The organism is Microbacterium paulum (assembly GCF_015707995.1).
Taxonomy (GTDB): domain Bacteria; phylum Actinomycetota; class Actinomycetes; order Actinomycetales; family Microbacteriaceae; genus Microbacterium; species Microbacterium paulum.
In genome coordinates this window covers 15,937-35,080 of record NZ_JAAGRY010000036.1, presented here as the reverse complement: position 1 = coordinate 35,080, position 19,144 = coordinate 15,937, and the positions used below count along the sequence as shown (strand labels likewise).

14 protein-coding genes are annotated in these 19,144 nt (G+C 72.1%); 9 read left to right on the top strand and 5 right to left on the bottom strand.

Annotation, left to right across the window (positions count from 1 at the left end):
* From G3N18_RS09750 to G3N18_RS09740, 3 genes are all read left to right on the top strand, one after another.
* On the top strand, positions 1–2,293 hold a 2,293-nt coding region (locus tag G3N18_RS09750), incomplete at its 5' end, for a ComEC/Rec2 family competence protein (RefSeq protein ID WP_196384092.1).
* 9 nt (positions 2,294–2,302) lie between these two features.
* Positions 2,303–3,352, top strand: a complete 1,050-nt coding sequence (gene holA, locus G3N18_RS09745) for a DNA polymerase III subunit delta (RefSeq protein ID WP_196384091.1) — start codon at positions 2,303–2,305, stop codon at positions 3,350–3,352.
* Between the two features lie 199 nt (positions 3,353–3,551).
* Entirely contained in the window at positions 3,552–4,079 is a 528-nt protein-coding gene (locus tag G3N18_RS09740; RefSeq protein WP_196384090.1) for a tetratricopeptide repeat protein, read from the top strand.
* A gap of 161 nt (positions 4,080–4,240) precedes the next feature.
* On the opposite strand, the gene rpsT is transcribed toward G3N18_RS09740, so the two are convergent.
* Positions 4,241–4,501, bottom strand: a complete 261-nt coding sequence (gene rpsT / locus G3N18_RS16145; RefSeq protein ID WP_196384089.1) for a 30S ribosomal protein S20 — start codon at positions 4,499–4,501, stop codon at positions 4,241–4,243.
* Positions 4,502–4,788: 287 nt separating this feature from the next.
* Between rpsT and G3N18_RS09730 the strand changes: the two genes are divergently transcribed.
* A complete protein-coding gene (locus G3N18_RS09730) occupies positions 4,789–6,081 on the top strand; it encodes an MFS transporter (RefSeq protein WP_338038459.1) in 1,293 nt (430 codons plus the stop codon).
* 33 nt (positions 6,082–6,114) lie between these two features.
* Here the strand turns inward: G3N18_RS09730 and G3N18_RS09725 are convergent, their stop codons facing one another.
* Positions 6,115–6,891 (bottom strand): alpha/beta fold hydrolase, encoded by a 777-nt coding sequence (locus G3N18_RS09725; protein WP_196384087.1) that lies wholly within the window; start codon positions 6,889–6,891, stop codon positions 6,115–6,117.
* A 164-nt stretch (positions 6,892–7,055) separates the two neighbouring features.
* Positions 7,056–11,801: an ExeM/NucH family extracellular endonuclease gene (locus G3N18_RS09720; protein ID WP_338038458.1), complete on the bottom strand. Its 4,746-nt coding sequence runs from the start codon at positions 11,799–11,801 to the stop codon at positions 7,056–7,058.
* A gap of 251 nt (positions 11,802–12,052) precedes the next feature.
* Here G3N18_RS09720 and lepA point away from each other — a divergent pair, with 251 nt between their 5' ends.
* From lepA to hemW, 3 genes are read left to right on the top strand one after another with little or no spacing between them, the layout of a single operon-like run.
* Positions 12,053–13,897: a translation elongation factor 4 gene (gene lepA / locus G3N18_RS09715; RefSeq protein ID WP_196384085.1), complete on the top strand. Its 1,845-nt coding sequence runs from the start codon at positions 12,053–12,055 to the stop codon at positions 13,895–13,897.
* Between the two features lie 21 nt (positions 13,898–13,918).
* Positions 13,919–14,569: a DUF1990 family protein gene (locus tag G3N18_RS09710; protein ID WP_196384084.1), complete on the top strand. Its 651-nt coding sequence runs from the start codon at positions 13,919–13,921 to the stop codon at positions 14,567–14,569.
* Complete coding sequence (hemW, locus tag G3N18_RS09705; protein WP_196384083.1) at positions 14,569–15,786, top strand: radical SAM family heme chaperone HemW; 1,218 nt, start codon at positions 14,569–14,571, stop codon at positions 15,784–15,786. The genes G3N18_RS09710 and hemW overlap by 1 nt, the downstream gene beginning before the upstream one ends.
* Before the next feature lie 87 nt (positions 15,787–15,873).
* Here hemW and G3N18_RS09700 read toward each other — a convergent pair whose 3' ends face one another.
* Positions 15,874–16,338 (bottom strand): carboxylesterase/lipase family protein, encoded by a 465-nt coding sequence (locus G3N18_RS09700; RefSeq protein ID WP_196384082.1) that lies wholly within the window; start codon positions 16,336–16,338, stop codon positions 15,874–15,876.
* Positions 16,335–16,868: a carboxylesterase family protein gene (locus G3N18_RS09695; protein ID WP_230404076.1), complete on the bottom strand. Its 534-nt coding sequence runs from the start codon at positions 16,866–16,868 to the stop codon at positions 16,335–16,337. Before G3N18_RS09695 ends, G3N18_RS09700 begins: the two co-directional genes overlap by 4 nt.
* A 72-nt stretch (positions 16,869–16,940) precedes the next feature.
* Here G3N18_RS09695 and hrcA point away from each other — a divergent pair, with 72 nt between their 5' ends.
* Positions 16,941–17,978 (top strand): heat-inducible transcriptional repressor HrcA, encoded by a 1,038-nt coding sequence (gene hrcA, locus G3N18_RS09690; protein ID WP_196384080.1) that lies wholly within the window; start codon positions 16,941–16,943, stop codon positions 17,976–17,978.
* 52 nt (positions 17,979–18,030) lie between these two features.
* Positions 18,031–19,143 carry a molecular chaperone DnaJ gene (gene dnaJ, locus G3N18_RS09685; RefSeq protein ID WP_196384079.1) on the top strand — a complete coding sequence of 371 codons (1,113 nt, stop codon included), beginning with the start codon at positions 18,031–18,033 and terminating at the stop codon, positions 19,141–19,143.
* Position 19,144 lies beyond the last annotated feature (1 nt).

Genomic DNA, 19,144 nt, shown 5'->3' with positions numbered 1-19,144 from the left:
GGCGGTCGTGCTCGCCGCCGCCGCGGGCGTCTGCACGCACGTGGCGGTGAGCCTGCCGGCGCGCGAGGCGGCGGCGGGGCTGCAGATCGACGGCGGACGGTCGCTCACGGTCGAGGTGACCGCCGTCGGCAAGATCGAGCGGAGCGCCGACGGCTGGCGCTTCGACGGCGCGCTCCACCGAGCCCTGCTCGGCGGGCGCGGGTCGGACGAGACCCCGTTCGGCGGCGCGGGGGTGCCCGTGCTCGTGCGCCTGCCCGGCGCGACGGACGGCGCGCGCGGCTCGGGGAAAGCGTGGGGAGACGGCGACGGTGATGACGCCGGGGGCGACGACGGGGCGTTGACGGAGAGCGTGGATGCCCCGGTGATCGATCCTGCGATCGATCTCGGCGCCGAGCTACGGCTCAGCGGCACGGCGTGGCGGGCCGACCCGGGGGAGCGCGAGGTGCTCGTGATCGACGCGAGCGGGCCGGTCGAGGTGCTCTCGCCCGCGCAGGGCGCGCTCGGCGTGGCATCCGCCCTGCGCCGCGGGCTGGTCGCGATCACGTCGGGCCTGCCGCCGCCGGGCGGGGGTCTCATCGCCGGGCTCGCTGTCGGTGACACGAGCGCCGTCGACCCCGCGCTCGACACCGCGATGAAGACCTCGTCGCTGTCGCATCTCACGGCGGTGTCCGGAGCGAACTGCGCGCTCGTCGTCGCGCTCGCATTCGGCGCGGCGGCCCTCTGCCGGGCGCGGCGGGGTGTGCGCGTTCTCGCCGGGCTCGGCGCGTTGACCGCGTTCGTCGTGCTCGTCTCACCCGAGCCGAGCGTTGTGCGGGCGGCGGCGATGGCGGCGATCGCGATGCTCGGCATCCTGCTCGGACGCCCCGGCGCCGGGCTTTCGCTGCTCACGGCGGCGGTCGTCGTGCTGCTGCTGGCCGACCCGTGGTTGGGGCTCTCGCTCGGTTTCGCCCTGTCGTCGGCCGCGACCGGTGCGCTGCTGGTCGGCGCCGGTCCTCTCGCCGACGGGCTCGCGAGATGGATGCCACGCCCGCTCGCCCTCGGCATCTCGGTGCCTCTCGCGGCCCAGCTCGCGTGCGGGCCGCTCGTCGTGCTGATCTCGCCGCAGCTCTCGGTATACGGGGTGCTCGCCAACATGATCGCCGCGCCCGCCGCGCCGCTCGGCACGGTCGTGGGCCTCGCGGCGTGCCTCGCCGCCGGCATCCCGCTGCTCGGGAGCGGACTCGGCGCGCTCGCGTGGCTGCCCGCCGCGTGGATCGCGGGTACTGCGACGACCTTCGCGTCGCTGCCGGGCACCGTCGTCGACTGGCCCGAGGGCTTCGGGGGTCTCGCGGCGCTCGCCCTGCTCGGCGGCGCCGTCGCGGCGCTGATCGTGCCGGGGCATCCACGGCTCCGCGCAGCGGCGACGCTCACGATCGCGGCCGCCGTCGGCACGGCCGTCGCGCTCGGCCCGATCTCGCAGGCGTTGACGCGGGCGGGCATTCCGACCGCATGGGCGATCGCCGCGTGCGACGTCGGTCAGGGCGATGCCGTCGTCGTGCGCTCGGCGGGCAGCGTCGCCCTCGTCGACACGGGCCCCGACCCCGCGCCGCTCGGGCGCTGCCTCGACGAACTCGGCATCTCGCACCTCGACCTGCTCGTGCTGACGCACTTCGATCTCGACCACCGCGGCGGTCTCGACGCCGTGCGCGGCCGCGTGGGCACGCTCGTGCACGGACCGACGAGCGGCCCCTCCGACGTGCGGGTGCTGGGCGATATGGCAGCCGCCGGCGCGAAGCTGAACCTCGCGGGTCGCGGTATGACCGGCGTGCTCGGCGACGCGCGCTGGCGCGTCCTGTGGCCACGCGCGACGACCGCGCCCGGCAACGACGCGAGCGTCGTCGTGGAGTTCCGCGGTGGCGGGGTGCCGACCTCGCTGTTCCTCGGCGACCTCTCGGCCGCGGGCCAGCAGGCGATGAAAGCCGACGCGGGTCTTCTCGCCTCCTACGAGGTCGTCAAGGTCGCCCACCACGGCAGCGCCGATCAAGATGCGGCGCTCTACACGCGCCTGCGCCCCGCGGTGGCGCTCATCACCGTCGGCGAGAACGACTACGGGCACCCGCGCGGCGAGACGCTCACGCTGCTGACGACGTCCGGCGCCCGAGTGGCCCGCACCGATCGCGAGGGTCTCATAGCGGTGTGGCGGGATGCCGAGGGCCTGCGCCTCTGGCACGCACGCGCCGACACGGCCCCGGCGGACGGCGGGCGCAGTCCCGGTCCGCCGCCGCCAGGTCGGGCTGTCGCACCCGCCGGATAGGCTGGGGGCATGACCCCCGCCCCGCGTCGAGCCCCCGCCCGCAGCGGCGGCAAGAGCGCGTCGGCGATCCCGCAAGTGTCGTGGCGTGCACCGCAACCCGCCCCGATCGTGCTCGTCTCGGGCCCCGAAGAGGTCTGCGCCGAACGCGCCATCGCGGGCGTGCGCGACTACCTGCGCGCCGAAGACGCGAGCCTCGAGGTCTCCGACCTGCGCGCCGACGACTACGCCTCCGGTAGCCTCCTCGCGCTCACCTCTCCGTCGCTGTTCGGCGAGCCGCGGCTCGTGCGCGTGTCGGGTGTCGAGAAGTGCTCCGACGCGTTCCTCACCGAGGCGATCCGCTACCTCGAGGCGCCGCAAGACGGGGCGACCGTCGTGCTGCGGCACACCGGTTCGAGCGTCCGCGGCAAGAAGCTGCTCGACGCGATCCGCGCCGGCGCGGGTGGCGGCATCGAGATCGCCTGCCCCGCCGTCAAGCGCGACTCCGACCGGTTCGACTTCGCCGCGGGCGAGTTCCAGACGGCGCGCAAGCGCATCGCGCCCGTCGCGCTGCGCGCGCTCGTCGGGGCGTTCTCCGACGACCTCACCGAGCTCGCCGCCGCATGCCAGCAACTCATCGCCGACGTCCCCGGCGACGTCGACGAGCGCACCGTCGAGCGTTACTACGGTGGCCGCGTCGAGACATCCGCGTTCACCGTCGCCGACACTGCGATCGCCGGTCGCTACGGCGACGCGCTCGTCGCGCTCCGGCACGCGCTCGCCAGCGGCGCCGACCCCGTGCCCCTCGTCGCGGCGATCGCCTCGAAGCTGCGCACGATGGCCCGGGTCGCCGGCACGCGAGAGTCGTCGTCGGCACTCGCGGCCCGCCTCGGCATGAAGGACTGGCAGGTCGATCGGGCCCGCCGCGACCTCACCGGGTGGAACGAGGCCTCGCTCGGCATGGCCATCCAGGCGGCGGCGCGGGCGGATGCCGAGGTCAAGGGCGCCTCGCGCGACCCGGTCTTCGCCGTCGAGCGACTCGTCACCGTGATCGCGACGCGCGCGCCCTTCGGCGCCGCCTGACACGCCCCTTCGCGCCCGGGCGAGGCTGTGCTCCGGGCATCCCACACTCCCTCCGCTGCGTGTGCGGACCGGCTGTGCGCGTGGCTTCCTCTCGCTCCGCGAGGTGGCACGTGGGCACGTCTGCGGGGCGCGGAACAGGCGTCGAGGTGCCACCTGGGGCTCCTTCGTTCCCTGTTAGCGTGTCGTGGAGGAGGCCCCGATGAGCACGGATAGGACGCTGCGCGCACGGCTGGACGAGATCTTCGCCGCGCGCGATCGCGCGAGCATGGCTCCGACCATCACCGCGTTCCTCGAGGTGCTGGCCGAGCATCCGGACGACCCCGCCGTGCTCTACGAGGTCGGGGGAGCGTACGACACGGCCGGCGAGGAGGAGACCGCGCTCGGCTACTACCGCCGCGCGATGGCGGCGGGCCTGGAGGGGCGCTGGCTGCGCCAGTGCTACCTGCAGTACGGCAGCACCCTGCGGAACCTCGGTCGCTACGAGGAGAGTCTCGCCGTCTTCGACGAGGGCATCGCCCGGTACCCCGAATCGGAGTCGTTGGGGCTCTTCCGGGCGCTCACCGTGCACGCGGCGGGGCGCCCCCACGCCGCCCTCGCGGAGGTCCTCACCGTGATCGCCGATCGCTTTCCGACGGCGGAGGTGCAGCGCTACGACGCCGCGCTCCGCGGCAACGCCGCATACCTCGCTTCCCTCGATGCCGAGGACGTCTCGACCCCACCGGGCTGACGTTTCGTGGGCTGCCGCGCCCGTGGCATCCCGCCGCCCTTGCCCCCACGTGGCACTGCCTCACCCCTCGGGGTGGCCCGGAAGGTGCGAATGGGTCGGCACAGGCCGCAGACGCGAAAGAGCCCGTCCCACGCGGGGACAGGCTCTTTCAAAGAAGCGGCTCAGAGAGCGGCGACCTGCTTCGCGATGGCCGACTTGCGGTTCGCAGCCTGGTTCTCGTGGATGACGCCCTTGCTCACGGCCTTGTCGAGCTTCTTGGACGCCTTGGCGAGAGCCTTCTCGGCGGCGGCCTTGTCGCCGGCGGCGATGGCCTCGCGGGTGCGACGCACCTCGGTCTTCAGCTCGCTCTTGACGGCCTTGTTGCGCTCGTGCGCCTTCTCGTTGGTCTTGTTGCGCTTGATCTGCGACTTGATGTTGGCCACGACGGCTCTTTCGTTCGGAGTTTTCGATGGATGTGCCGGGGTGGCGGTAGAGGGGCGCCTCCGGCGGCGTGTGAGGTGGGACCCACACGCAAGCCAATCACCGAGTCTACCAGGTGGGCGCCCGGCCCCTCCAATCGGGCCGCCCAGGTGTCGACGCGCGCGGTGATCCACGGCGGCGCCGAGAACGCGGGTTCGCGGGCGCGCCGTGCCGAGGACGGATGCCGGGAGTGCGGCATGATCGGACCGCCGGCACCCGACCGGTAGCGTCTTCGACGAAGGAGTCGACTGTGCCCGACCGTTCCCCCGCAGACCGGCCCGCCACAGCGAACGAGCGCGCGGACACCACTGCCGCGCCTAAGCGCGTCGGCGCGCGCTGGTTCACCCTGTTCAGCCTTGCGTGGCTCGCGCTTTGGACGGCGCAGCTGACGCCCCTGCAGCTGTTGATCCCGTTGCAGCTCGACACTCCCGACGATGCCGACGGCTGGATCGCCGGCGTCGTCTCGTCGGGGCTCGTGCTGGCGGTCGGCGGTCTCGCCGGCGTCATCGCGGGCCCGCTCGCCGGTGGGCTCAGCGACCGCACGCGCGGCGCGTTCGGGCGGCGTCGTCCGTGGGCGCTCGGCGGTGTGGTGCTGGGCGCCCTCTCGCTGGTGGGAATCGCGTTCGCGCAGGGGCCGTGGGGGGTCGGCGTCGCGTGGGTGGGCGTCTCGGTCGGTGTCGCCGTGGCATCCGCCGCCTTCACCGCGCTCATCGCCGATCAGCTCACCGACCAGCGCGGCGCCGCATCGGCGGCGATCGCGTCGTCGCAAGCGGTCGGCATCGTCGTCGGGGTGGGCGTGATCGTGCTGCTCGGCCTCGGCGTCGTGACCGGCTATCTCGCCCTCGCCGGCTTTCTGCTCGTCGCCGGTGTCGTCGCCGCGCTCTGGCTGCCCGACCCGCCGGCGCCCGCCGCGTCGGCGTCGGCCCGCACCGTGCACACGCTGTCGCAGCGGCTCGCCGCGTTCCGCGACCACGACTTCGGGTGGCTGCTCTGGGGGCGCCTGATCGTCAATATCGGCAATGCGCTCGGCACCGGGCTCCTGCTGTTCTTTCTGCTCTACGGACTGCACCGCGACGCGGCGGGCGCCGAAGACGACCTGCTGCTGCTGATCGTCGTCTACACGGTGTTCGTCGTCGCGGCGTCGGTGATCGCGGGGAGCATCTCCGACCGCAGCGGTCACCGCATCGCCTTGACGGTCGGCTCGGCGGTGGTGCAGGGCGTCGCGGGGCTCGTCATCGCTTTCGCGCCGAGCTTCGAGACCACGTTGCTCGCCGCCGCGTTCCTGGGTATCGGTTACGGCGCGTACATGTCGGTCGGGCTCGCCCTGGCGACCGACCTGTTGCCGTTCCCCGACGACAGCGCCCGCGACCTCGCCTTCGTCAACGTGTCGGCGAGTCTCGGCCAGCTGCTCGGCCCGGTGATCGGTGCGGGCCTGGTCGCCCTCGTCGGTGGCTTCGTGCTGATGTTCGCCGTCGGGGGAGTGCTCCCGATCGCGGGTGGTCTCATGACCCTCGCGATCCGTCGTCGCCCGGCGGTGGCGTGACGCCGAGCCCGGTGAGACGAGCCGGGGCAGCGCTCAGGGCGCCGTCGCTGAGCCGGCCGCCGCCCGGACGTCGGATGCCGGGACGTCGGATTCCTCGGCATCCATCGTCGCGAGGGCGAGATCGAGCAGGGCGTTGAACACGCGCGGGCGCATCGCCGTGACGAGGTGGCTCGTGCGCGGCACGACGATGAGTTCGGCGTTCGGCACGAGCGAGGCGAACAGCCGCTCGTTCACGCGCAGCTGATCGAACTGGCCGTTGATGAACCAGGTCGGCACGGCGATGCGCCGGAGGGCCGCGAGCAGGTCGAGCACCGAGAGGCTTCGCAGGGCGACGTCTTGCGCGTCGTACGCGTAGCCGCCCGCGCCGAAGTCGGCCCGGGTCTCGGGCGGCAGGGTGCGGTCGAGCACCCACTCCGCGATGCGGAAGCCGCGGTCGGGCAGCCGGTCGAAACCGCGCGCCAGGGTGCGATAGGTCGCGAGCCCCACTCCGCGCGGGATCGCGGTGCACGAGGCGGCGATGAACGCGTCGACGGGCGGCCGGTCCTCGCTGCCGACGTAGGCGGTCGACACGAGTCCGCCCATCGAATGCCCGACGAGGAGCACCCGGCCCTCGGCCGCCGCGGCCTGCACGGCGTCGTCGATCGTCGCGAGCGCGCCGCTCAGGGTGAAGGTCTCGGTCATGCGCGTGCCGTGACCGGGCAGATCGACCGCCACCGCCGGCACCCCGCGCTCCTGCAGGTGGGCGAGCTGGGCGCGCCACATGGTCGCAGACGTGCGGATGCCGTGCACCATCACCACCGTCGTCGTCACGATCTCAGCCTAGGCGTCCCTCGTCGGCCGCGGGTCGACCCCCGCCGAGCCCGCGTCGACGCCGCGCCGACCCCGCGCCAACCGTGCGCACACCCGCGCACACGGCTGCGGCGCCGGGGGCGAGCCCCGACGCCGCAGCGACCGTCACCGTACAGACCCGTGCGTCAGAACAGCGCCCGCACCCGCACCGGCGCGCTCGTCGAACCCGAGGCGACGGTCGTGTCGGCGGGCTCGAAGGTCGCCGTGTAGGTGTGTGTGCCGAGCCCGAGTCGCCCGAGACGGTGCGTGGCGACACCGCGCGTGACGGGCACCGTGGCGATCACTTTCTCGCCCTCACGGAACACCACGACGCCCTCGGGCCGCGCGCCGCCCTGCTGCTGCACGTTCGCGACGAGCGTCGAGGGCAGGATGCGGTTGATGTGCACCGGCAGGATCGCGATGAGGCGCGTGGTGGTCGTCGCGGCGACCACCGCCCGCTCGACCGTGATCGGCACGGTGACGACGGTGCCCGATGCCGGGGCGGTGAGCGTGAGCGTCGCCGCGCCCGCTGGGGTGCCCGCCGGGAGGGTGACCGTCACGGTTGCCGCTCCCGCGGCGACCGGCACCTCGCCGAGGGCGGTGTCGCCGAGGGCGACCTGCAGGGTCGTGTTCTCGGGTGCGCCGCGGCTGGTGAGGTTGAGCCCGCCCACCTGGAAGGTGACCGCCTCGCCCGCGGTGGTCTTCGCGGGAACGCCGCTCACCTGCACGGCGTGCTTGGCGAACGAGGGTGCCAGCGGCGAGCCGTCGGCGATGTAGTCCATCCACGCCTCGTAGTCGACGAGGCCCGTGTCGACGTAGTCGGTGCCCTGCTGGAACACGCGGAAGTTGTCTCCGCCCGTCGCGAGGAACGAGAACGTGCCGATCCGGTAGCTCGCCGCCGGGTCGATCGGAGCGCCGTTCACGGTCACCGAGGTGATGCGCTGCCCTTCGGGCAGTGCTGCGTCGTACGTGTAGTGCACGTTGTCGGACAGCCCCAGCTGCAGGTACGGGCGCTGAGGCACCGAACCGTCGGGCCCGCGCTGCCACTGCTGCTCGAGCAGGGTCGTGAACTGGGCGCCCGTGAGCGTGACGAGCGCGAGCGTGTTGTTGAACGGCAGCACGGCGTTCGCCTGCGAGAACGAGATCGTTCCGTCGGCGAGGCCCGGTACCGCCGCCGCCCCGAACTCGGCCTGCGTGTTCCACAGCTCCGAGCGGAGGCCACCCGGGTTCGTCACACCGATCACGGCGCCGTTCGGCAGGGTCGACAGGCTGTCGCGCAGCATGTTGCCCACCGTGTTGCCGAGGGCCGATTCGCTCGCGCGGTCGTCGCGGGTGCCGCCGGTCCACACGCCGTCGACGAATGAACCGCCCGCGAAGGCCGTCGTAATGTCGGCCGACACCTCGCCGATGGCGGTGTTGCCGACCTCGGCGGCGGCGGCGAGCGCCTTCTTCACGATGGCATCCACCGCGGCGACGTTCGGATAGCTCGAGACGAGCTCGGCCGCCGGAGTGGTCGTGCGCTTCACGAGCTGTTCGGTGTGCGCGGTGACCGCGCCGGTGCCCGGCTCGATCGTCAGGGTGATCTTGCCGAGGTTCGCGCCGTACGAGCCGGTCTGCACGACCGGTCGGGTGCGGTCGGTGCCGGGGATCGGTGCCGACCAGGCGTATTCCTTGTGCGTGTGGCCGGTGAAGATCGCGGCGACCTTCGGGTCGGTGTCGTTCACGAGCGAGGCGAAGGCTCCGCCCGCGGCGAGCTCCTGATCCAGGGTCGCGCCGTCGGGCGTGCCCGCGCCGGCGCCCTCGTGGTACAGCGCCACCAGCACGTCGGCCTCGCCGTTCGACGGGTCTCCGTCGGTCAGCTGCGCGGCCACCCGGTTGACCGCGGCGACCGGGTCGCCGAAGTCGATCCCGCTGATGCCGTTCGGGCTCACGAGGGTCGGGGTCTCTTCGGTGACGGCGCCGATCACGCCGACGGTGAGGCTGCCGGCCTGAAGCAGCGCGTACTCCGGCAGCGCCGGCGTCGTCGTGCCCTTGAGGTACACGTTGGCGCCGAGCTGGGGGTAGTCGGATGCCTCCGACACGCGCCCCGAGAGGTCGTCGAACCCGCGGTCGAACTCGTGGTTGCCGACCGCCGAGGCCTGCAGCCCGAGCGCGTTCAGCACGTCGATCGTGGGCTGGTCTTTCGCGACCGACGACGCGAACAGCGAGGCGCCGATGTTGTCGCCCGCCGAGAGGAACAGGGTGGGGCCGGAGGCCGCCGCTCGCTGCTGCTCGACGGTGCCGGCGAAGGCGACCGTGTTCTGGTCGATGCGACCGTGGAAGTCGTTGATGCCGAGCAGGGTCAGTTCGACCGGGGGAGCGGCAGCGGCGAGGCCGACGAGCACCGGGTCGTGGTCGCTCGAGCGGTAGGCATCCGGCGCATAGAACTCCGTGCCGTGACTGCGGTAGCGGCTGTATTCGAGCGCGACCGACTCACCGGAGTTGATGTTCCAGATGTCGGCGCCCGTGGCACGGGCCTTCGCGCCGCCGCTCAGCAGGATGTGGTCGAGCGAGCCCGACAGCCCCGAGAAGCTGTACGACGAGGTCGGCACCCCGAAGGCGCTCGCCGCGTCGACGTAGCCGGCGTCGTAGAGCACCTGCAGCGGGTCTTCGTGCGTGTACGAGTTGAAGTCGCCGGCGAGGGCCACCGTGTCGACGTCGCCCCGGATGCCGGTGACCCAGTCACGCAGCGCCGTCGCCTGACGCACGCGCGACTCGTTCGACGACCCCTGGCCGTCACCGGCGTCGGCGTCACCCGGCCAGGGACCGGCGGAACCCTTCGACTTGAAGTGGTTCACGACGAAGAGGAACGGGTCGCCGCCCGAGACGGGGGTGAAGGCCTGTGCGATCGGTTCGCGGGCGTTCTGGAAGGCCTCGCCGTCGTCGCTCTGGTCGCCGAGGGCGCGGGAGTCGCCCACGCGTTCGACGGCGGCGGTGCGGTAGATGATCGCGTTCGTGATGACGTCTTGCTCGGCGGCGGGCGGCAGATCGCTCGACGACGGCACGAAGGCCCACGTGCCCGCACCGGCGGCGGCGTTGAGCGCGTCGACCAGGGTCGAGGTCGCCTCGTCGGTCTTCTCGCCGAGTGCGGCGGAGTTCTCGATCTCCATCAGGCCCACGACATCGGCATCCAGGGCGTTGATGGCCGTGACGATCTTCGCCTGCTGGCGACCGAGGTCGGCGGCGTCCCACGCTCCGCGCTGCGGGCAGCCGTCGCGCACGGTGACGCCGTCACCGAAGCGGTCTTTGTACGCCACGCACGAGGACGAATCGGTGCCGAGCGTCGTGAAGTAGTTGAGCACGTTGAACGACGCGAGCCGCACGTCGCCGCCGACCGCATCGGGGGCGGTGGTGCGGGGGTCGGAGAACGCGACGCCGTCGGTGCCCGAGCCGTCACCGGCGAGCGGCGCGGTGGGGTTCAGCTTCCACCCGTTGTTGCGGTAGTCGACGATCACCGGGTCGGTGAAGGTGACCGAGGCGCCCACGACGATCGGCTCCACGAGCGAGACGTAGGCCGGGGTGAGGGCGCTGTTGGCCGCCGAGAGGTAGTTGATGCTCGTGCCGTCGTCGAGAGTGACGGTGCGTGCGGCGTTGTCGGCGGTGACCGCGGCGGCCTCGGGCGTGCCGGGGCGTGCGGCGTCGGTGGGCTGGTGCAGCGGGGTGGTGCCGGCGGCGAGGCCGACCTCGCCGTACTGGTTGGTCGAGTAGGTGTTCGACACCGTGAACGGGCCCTGCGGCGCGATGAGCATCGACTCGAGCGATTCGCGCTGGGCGCCGTCGCTCGGCCACGTGACCGTCGCCGGTGTGGGTGCGGGCTGCGCGTCGATGCGCTGCGCGGCGCCGGGGGCGACGGTCAGCTCGGTGAGCCCGTTCCACTCCGACACGACGCCGGTGACCCGCACCGTGTCGCCCGTGGCGACCTCGGTCACGGCGCCGGGCGCATAGACGAAGAGGGCGTCGGATGCCGCGTGCGCGGCCAGGTCGATCGCTCCGCCCGTGCCCGAGGTCTGGATGACGTAGCCGTCGAACCCGCCGGTCGGGTAGGCGGCCGTGACGACACCCTCGGTGGTGACGGTCTGGCCGGCCAGCGGCGAGGCGTCACCCGTGCCCTGGATGTCGGCGATCGCGACCACGGTGGGGTCGGTCGGATCCGTCGGGTCGGTGGGATCGGTGGGATCGGTGGGGGCGGCGCCGAGCCCGGTGGGGGTGGGCGTTCCGGCGGTGAAGTCGGCCTTGTTGTCGCCCGAGTTCGCGAAGTCCGCCGCGCGGGCCACACTCGTGCCGTTCGTCGTCGCGGGGGCGGCGGCGCTGCCGGCGAAGTGGGTGGCGCCGCCCCAGCCGACGAGGTCGACCACGTCGGCGCGCGTGGCGATCCCGGTCGCTCCCGACAGGGCGGTCTGGTTCGAGACGAGGGCCACTTTGCCCTGCGCGCCGGCGAGGGCGATCGAGCCCTCGACGTCGGCGGTGAAGCCCGGCTGCGTGGCATCCGTGCCCGCCGCCTCGCCGATGAGCACCTGACCGCCCGCGGGCACCGTGATGCCGCTCAGCGGCGTCACCTGCCACGAGGCGCCCGTCGCCGAGGCGTACTGCACGCTGAAGGCCGAGAGGTCGACCGGCGCGCCCGAGACGTTGGCGAGCTCGATGAAGTCGCGGTTGAACGCGCCGCCGTTGTTGCCGCCGCCGCCGTAGACCTCCGAGATCACCACCGGAGCGCCGGGGCCCGCGGCCGCGTGCGCCACGGGAGCGAAGATCACGCCCGCGGCGACCGTCGCGAACACGGTCGCCACCGCGAGGCCGCGCCGCGCGTGCGGACGGATCGCGGGGTGCGAGGGGGAGGAAGGGGGCGGGGGCACAGGGCGTGCGTTCGTCACGATGATCTCTCCGGGGCGAGCCGAGCGCGACTGGGGGTTTCGCGCAGTGGACGGCCGCCAGATCGAGCATTCTTGCCCGCGGCTCCCGCTGACAAGAGACAGATCGGTTAACTCTTTCTCATGCGTGGTTTCGCTGGCGTGTCTGCGCGGTGGTCGATATCGTTCGATCCCGCACGGCGGCGGCCGAGGCATCCGACGTTCGCAGGGCCACGCGCCGGTAGACTCGACGAGACATGTCACCCCGTGCCTCAAAGCCTCTCGAGCCGTCTGCGACCCCTCCAGAGCTGATCCGCAACTTCTGCATCATCGCCCACATCGACCACGGCAAGTCCACGCTGGCCGACCGCATGCTGCAGATCACCGGCGTGGTCAGCGACCGCGACATGCGCGCGCAGTACCTCGACCGTATGGACATCGAGCGCGAGCGCGGCATCACGATCAAGAGCCAGGCCGTGCGCATGCCGTGGCAGACAGAGGCCGGCACGTTCGCCCTCAACATGATCGACACGCCCGGTCACGTCGACTTCACCTACGAGGTGTCGCGCTCGCTCGCCGCGTGCGAGGGAGCGATCCTGCTCGTCGACGCGGCCCAGGGCATCGAGGCGCAGACGCTCGCGAACCTCTATCTCGCCCTCGAGAACGATCTGCAGATCATCCCTGTGCTCAACAAGATCGACCTCCCCGCGGCCGACCCCGAGAAGTACGCGGCCGAGCTCGCGAACCTCATCGGCGGCAAGCCCGAAGACGTCCTTCGGGTGAGCGGCAAGACCGGCATGGGCGTCGAAGAGCTGCTCGACCTCATCGTCGAGAAGATCCCCGCCCCGACGGGCGACGCTACGGCACCGGCGCGGGCCATGATCTTCGACTCGGTGTACGACGCGTACCGCGGCGTCGTCACGTACGTCCGCATGATCGACGGCAAGCTCGAGCCGCGCGAGCGCATTCAGATGATGTCGACCCGCGCGACGCACGAACTCATCGAGATCGGCGTGTCGAGCCCCGAGCCGGTGCCCACGAAGGGGCTCGGCGTCGGTGAGGTGGGTTACCTCATCACAGGCGTGAAAGACGTGCGCCAGTCGAAGGTCGGCGACACGATCACGAACCAGCGCAAGCCCGCCTCCGAAGCGCTCGCCGGCTACACCGACCCCAAGCCCATGGTCTTCTCGGGCATCTACCCGATCGACGGCAGCGACTACGCAGACCTGCGTGAAGCGCTCGACAAGCTGAAGCTGTCGGATGCCTCGCTGCAGTACGAGCCAGAGACCTCGGTCGCGCTCGGTTTCGGCTTCCGCGCCGGATTCCTGGGTCTGCTGCACCTCGAGATCATCACCGAGCGGCTCTCGCGCGAGTTCGACCTCGACCTCATCACGACGGCCCCCTCGGTCACCTACGAGGTGACGACCGACACGGGCGAGCAGGTCGTCGTCACGAACCCCAGCGAGTACCCCGACGGCCGCGTGGCGTCGGTGTCGGAACCCGTCGTGAAGGTCGGCATCCTGCTGCCGAAGGACTACGTAGGCACCGTCATGGAGCTCTGCCAGTCGCGCCGCGGCACCCTGCTCGGCATGGACTACCTCAGCGAAGACCGGGTGGAGCTGCGCTACAACATGCCGCTCGGCGAGATCGTCTTCGACTTCTTCGACCAGCTGAAGTCGAAGACGCAAGGCTACGCCTCGCTCGATTACGAGCCTGCCGGGTCGCAAGAGGCCGATCTCGTCAAGGTCGACATCCTGCTGCAGGGCGAGAAGGTCGATGCCTTCTCGTCGATCGTGCACCGCGAGAAGGCCTACGCCTACGGCACCCTCATGACCGAGCGGCTGCGCAAGCTCATTCCGCGCCAGCAGTTCGAGGTGCCTATCCAGGCCGCGATCGGTGCGCGCATCATCGCGCGCGAGAACATCCGCGCCATCCGCAAGGACGTGCTCGCCAAGTGTTACGGCGGTGACATCACCCGCAAGCGCAAGCTGCTCGAGAAGCAGAAAGAGGGCAAGAAGCGCATGAAGATGGTGGGCCGCGTCGAGGTGCCGCAGGAGGCGTTCATCGCGGCGCTCTCGGGCGACGTCGAGACCAAGAAGTAGCGCCCGGTTAGGCTGGACGGCATGCGCCGCGGGAACTTCCAAGAGGGCACGGTCGACTACGCCGCCGTGGGGTCGACGCACGCCCACGACCTCATGAGCTACCCGCCCGAGCGGAGCATTCCGGCCGAGGCGTCGTGGCGACTGGGCAGTGGCGAGGCGCGGTTCGCGTCGTCGGCCGACGCCCTGCTGTCGTGGGCGGCACTGCGCGGCGCGGGACTGCGGATCTCCGACGTCCGCCCCGCGTCCGGTCCGATGTATTCGGGCGTCGGGTTCGACGCCGAAGGGTCGCCCGTGGCGCCGAGCCGCCTCGAAGCCGACCAGCGCTTCGACGCCGACGGCACGCCGTACGTGGCCGCGGGCACGACCGTGCGCGTGCACGGCCGGGTCAAGGGCATGAACGCCGACGGCGAGCTGCGCGTGATCTCGGCCACCGAAGAGCCGCGCCGCGTCGCGTTCGCGCTCGGCACGGTGGGCTCGTCGGTCGTCAGCGGCGAGGAGTCGTTCGCGATCGAGTGGGACGACACCGACGAGGTGCGTTTCGTCGTCCGCGCGTTCGACCGCCCGGTCTCCACCCTCTACCGCCTGGTCCCGCCGCTCGTGAAGCGGCGGCGGCGAGAGCTCTTCCAGGGCTACCTGCGCGCGATCTCGCCGCTGTTCACCACGCCGTCCTGATGGGGTCTGCTCTTCCCCTCGGCGACCCGGCGCCCGCCGACGGCGCGCTGCCCGGCGACATCGCGATCGATCCGGATCGCGACTTCGGCGTCTATCTGCACGTTCCGTTCTGTCGCGTGCGCTGCGGCTACTGCGACTTCAACACCTACACCGCCACGGAACTGCGCGGCGCCCGGCAAGACGCCTACGCCGACGAGGTGCTGCGCGAGATCGCGCTGTCGCGAGACGTGCTCTGGGCGCGCGGAGCGCTGCGTGAGGCATCCACCGTGTTCTTCGGCGGCGGAACGCCGACGCTCCTGCCCGGCGGCGACCTGGCGCGCATGCTGGGCGGCATCCGCGAGACGTTCGGGCTGAAGGCGGATGCCGAGGTCACGGTCGAGGCGAACCCCGATACGGTGACGCGCGAGCTCGCCGCCGAGCTTGCCGCCGCGGGCGTCACGCGCCTGTCGATCGGCATGCAGTCGGCCGTGCCGCACGTGCTCGCCGCGCTCGACCGCACGCATGATCCGGCGAATGTCGCGACGGCCGTCGCCGCCGCCCGGGGTGCGGGGCTCGATGTGAGCGTCGACCTGATCTACGGCGCGCCCGGCGAGTCACTCGCCGACTGGGAGGCGTCGGTGCGCACCGCGATCGACCTCGCCCCCGACCACATCTCGGCCTACGCCCTCATCATCGAAGAGGGCACGCAGCTCGCCCGGCAGATCAGGCGGGGCGAAGTTCCCGCCCCCGACGACGACCTGCAGGCCGACATGTACGAGCTCGTCGACGACCTGCTCGCGGCGGCCGGGTTCGACTGGTACGAGGTCTCGAACTGGGCGACCTCTCCCGGGCACCGCTCGCGGCACAACCTCGCCTATTGGCGCGGTACCGACTGGTGGGGGTACGGCCCCGGCGCGCACAGCCACGTCGACGGGCTGCGATGGTGGAACGTCAAGCACCCCGCCGCGTACGCGCAGCGCCTCGCCGCGGGGCAGTCGCCCGCGGCCGCCCGGGAGCGACCGGATGCCGCGGCGCGCCGCCTCGAAGACGTGCTGTTGCGCTCGCGCATCTCCGACGGTCTCGCGGTGTCGGAGCTCGAGGGCGAAGGGCGCCACGCCGTGGCATCCCTCATCGCCGACGGCCTCATCGACGGCGCCGCCGCCGTGCGCGGCCGCGTCGTGCTCACGCGGCGCGGGCGCCTGCTCGCCGACGCCGTCGTGCGGGCGCTCACCGCCTGAGCGGGTCTTCGGCGTTTCGCGGGTCGCTTCCTGTCGGAATCAGGGCGTCAGAGCGGCGCGAACAGCCCCGCGAACGCCCGCACCGGCTCACGCGGGGAGGGAGTCCAGCGCCTCGGCGCGCCGCAGCGCGGTGACGCGCGAGGGCACGTCGTAGAGCTGCACCTCGCGGTCCGACCCGTGTTGCGGCCACCCTGGATCGCCGGTCTGCGCGACGCGCACCCAGTCGGCGTGCATGCGTGCGGCGAGTTCGCGGGGAGCGTCGGGGCCGACGACGACCTGCGAATCGGATGCCTCGACCCGGTCGAACACGAAGCCGATGTCGATCGCGTGCGCGGCCCGCAGGTCGCGGACGGGGCTCGGCCAGGCGAGCTCGTACACGTGGGTCGGGGCTGTCCGCGCGGCGGCGACGCGCACCGCGGGGCCGCGCAGCATGCGATCGGTCACGATCTGACCGAGGATCTCGCCCGGCGACGCTCCGGGGAACGCCGCGCGGTAGGCGCGCACTGCGCGCCGGGGCACGCCGGTCGCGAGGCGCGCGAGGGTGAGCTTCAACGCGCTGATGCCGGCGAGCTGCTCGGGCGTGAACCACAGCCGGTACTCGTCGGTGTTCGTGCCGATGACGAGGGGGATGTCGACGGTCTGCAGCGCGACGTCGGGCGAGACCGGCAGTGTCTCGGGATCGACGGCGAGGGCGTAGCCGGGGGTGCCGGAGAGCGGGTTCGACCCTTCCGCGAGGCGTCGTCGTGCGTCGAGCAGTGCGCGGGGCGACGTGTTGGCGAACGCCTCGCGCGTCGCGGCGATCCCGAGGTCTTTCGCGAGGGCGCGGGTGACACGCCCGGCGCGCTCCGGCGCGTCGGCCCCGACTGGATGATCGCCGCGACGGGGATCGCCGCGGTGTCGGGGCGCGAGAGGAGCGCGGCGACGAGCGCGCCGCCGGCCGACTCGCCGAAGATCGTGATGCGTGCCGGGTCTCCGCCGAACCGAGCGATCTCGCGCTGCACCCACAGGAGCCCCGCGGCCGCACCGCACACCCGACCCTTCGACGTCGTGACGGTGGGGCGGAGGTCGGCATCGGCGCGCATACGGCTCATCGTAGGGTCACCGCGATAGGATTGGCACTCGGTAGCCAGGAGTGCCAACCCGGAGGAGGATCGATGGTCTCGGAGCGCGGACTGCAGGTCCTGCGTGCGATCGTGCAGGACTACGTCGACACGAACGAGCCGGTCGGCAGCAAGACGATCGTCGATCGCCACCAGTTCGGTGTCTCGGCCGCCACGATCCGCAACGACATGGCCCTTCTCGAAGACGAAGAGCTCATCGCCGCGCCGCACACCTCGTCGGGCCGCGTGCCCACCGACAAGGGCTATCGCGTGTTCGTCGACCACCTGTCGCAGCTGCGTCCGCTCTCGGGCGCGCAGCGCTCGGCGATCTCGACGTTCCTGGCCGATCCGGTCGATCTCGACGACCTGCTCACCCGCACGGTGCGCGCCCTCACCCAGCTCACCGGCCAGGTCGCGATCGTGCAGTACCCGTCGTTCGCACGCGCGAGCGTGTCGCACGTCGAGTTCGTGCACCTCGGCGGCGCCCGCGTCGTCGTGATCGTCGTCACCGACACGGGGCGCGTGTCGCAGCGCGTCGCGTTCCTGCAGGGCGAGCTCGACGCCGACGACGTCGCACAGGTGAAGGCGCGGCTCGCGGCGCTCGTCACCGGCAAGCCGGTCGCCGACGCCGCGCAGGCGATCGACGACCTCGTCGCGGCCCCCGAGGCATCCACCCGCGTCGACGCCGCCGTGCGCGCCGTCGCGAGGATCGTCGCCGAAGAGCTCGACGAGTTCCGTCAAGACAAGCTCGTCATGGCCGGGACCGCGACCCTGGCCCGCCGCGAGGGAGACTTCCGCGGCAGCATCTACCCGCTCCTCGAGGCGATCGAGGAGCAGGTCACCCTGCTGCGCCTCATGGGCGAGATGGTCGCCGACGATCAGGGCCTCGCCGCGAGCATCGGGCGTGAGAACGCGCCGTTCGGTCTCGGCGAGGCATCCGTCGTGACGAGCGACTACGACGGTGCCGGCACGCGCGCGCGTCTGGGGCTGCTCGGCCCCATGCGCATGGACTACCCCACCAACCTCGCGGCGGTCCGCGCCGTCGCGCACTACCTCAGCCGGCTGCTCGACGAAGACGAATCGTCGCGCTGAGCAGCCCCCTCCCTGTCATCCACCGCGCCCGAAGGGGCGCCGAAAGGCGATTGTGGCCGATCACTACGAAGTACTGGGCGTCGCGCGCGACGCGAGCCCCGACGAGATCAAGAAGGCGTACCGGCGCCTCGCACGCGAGCTGCACCCCGACGTCAACCCCGGCGAAGACGCGTCGGAGCGCTTCAAGCTCGTCACCCACGCGTACGACGTGCTGAGCGACCCCGAGCAGCGCCAGCGCTACGACCTCGGCGGCGACGGATCGCCGTTCGGCGGGGGCGGAGGCGCGGGCTTCGGCGGGTTCGGTGACATCTTCGAGACGTTCTTCGGCGGCGGGGGTGCGCGAAACGCCCGGCCGAGGTCGCGGCGCGAGCGGGGGCAGGATGCCTTGGTGCGCGTCACCCTCGACCTCAAGGACGTCGTCTTCGGCACGCACCGCGACCTCGAGGTCGACACGGCCGTGCTCTGCGAGACCTGCGAGGGCTCGTGCTGCCAGCCCGGCACCCAGCCGGTGAGCTGTGACATCTGCCACGGCTCGGGCCAGGTGCAGCGCACGGTCCGGAGCCTCCTCGGCAACGTCGTCACCTCCCTACCGTGCACCACGTGCCAGGGCTACGGCACGACGATCCCGTACCCGTGCGCCAGCTGCCAGGGCCAGGGCCGCGTGCGCGCGCGCCGCACGGTCTCGGTCGACATCCCCGCCGGTGTCGAGACGGGGCTGCGGCTGCAGCTGCCCGGCTCGGGCGAGGTGGGCCCGGCGGGCGGCCCGAACGGCGACCTGTATCTCGAGGTCACCGTCGCGCACGACGACGTCTTCAGCCGTGACGGCGACGACCTGCTCGCGACCCTCGAGGTGTCGATGCCCGACGCGATCCTCGGCGCGAACACGACCATCACCTCGCTCGACGGCGACGTCGACCTCGAGGTGCGCCCCGGCGTGCAGTCGGGCGACGTGCTCACGATCAAGGGACGCGGCATCACACCGCTGCGCGGCGGCAACCGCGGCGACCTGCGCGTGGGCGTGCAGGTGGTGACCCCGACGAAGCTGGATGCCAAGACGCGCGCGCTCATCGAGGACTTCAAGAAGAAGACCAAGTCGCCGGAGCCGCAGCTCGCCCAGTTCCACCAGGGCCTGTTCTCCAAGCTCCGCGACCGGTTCCGGGGCTGAG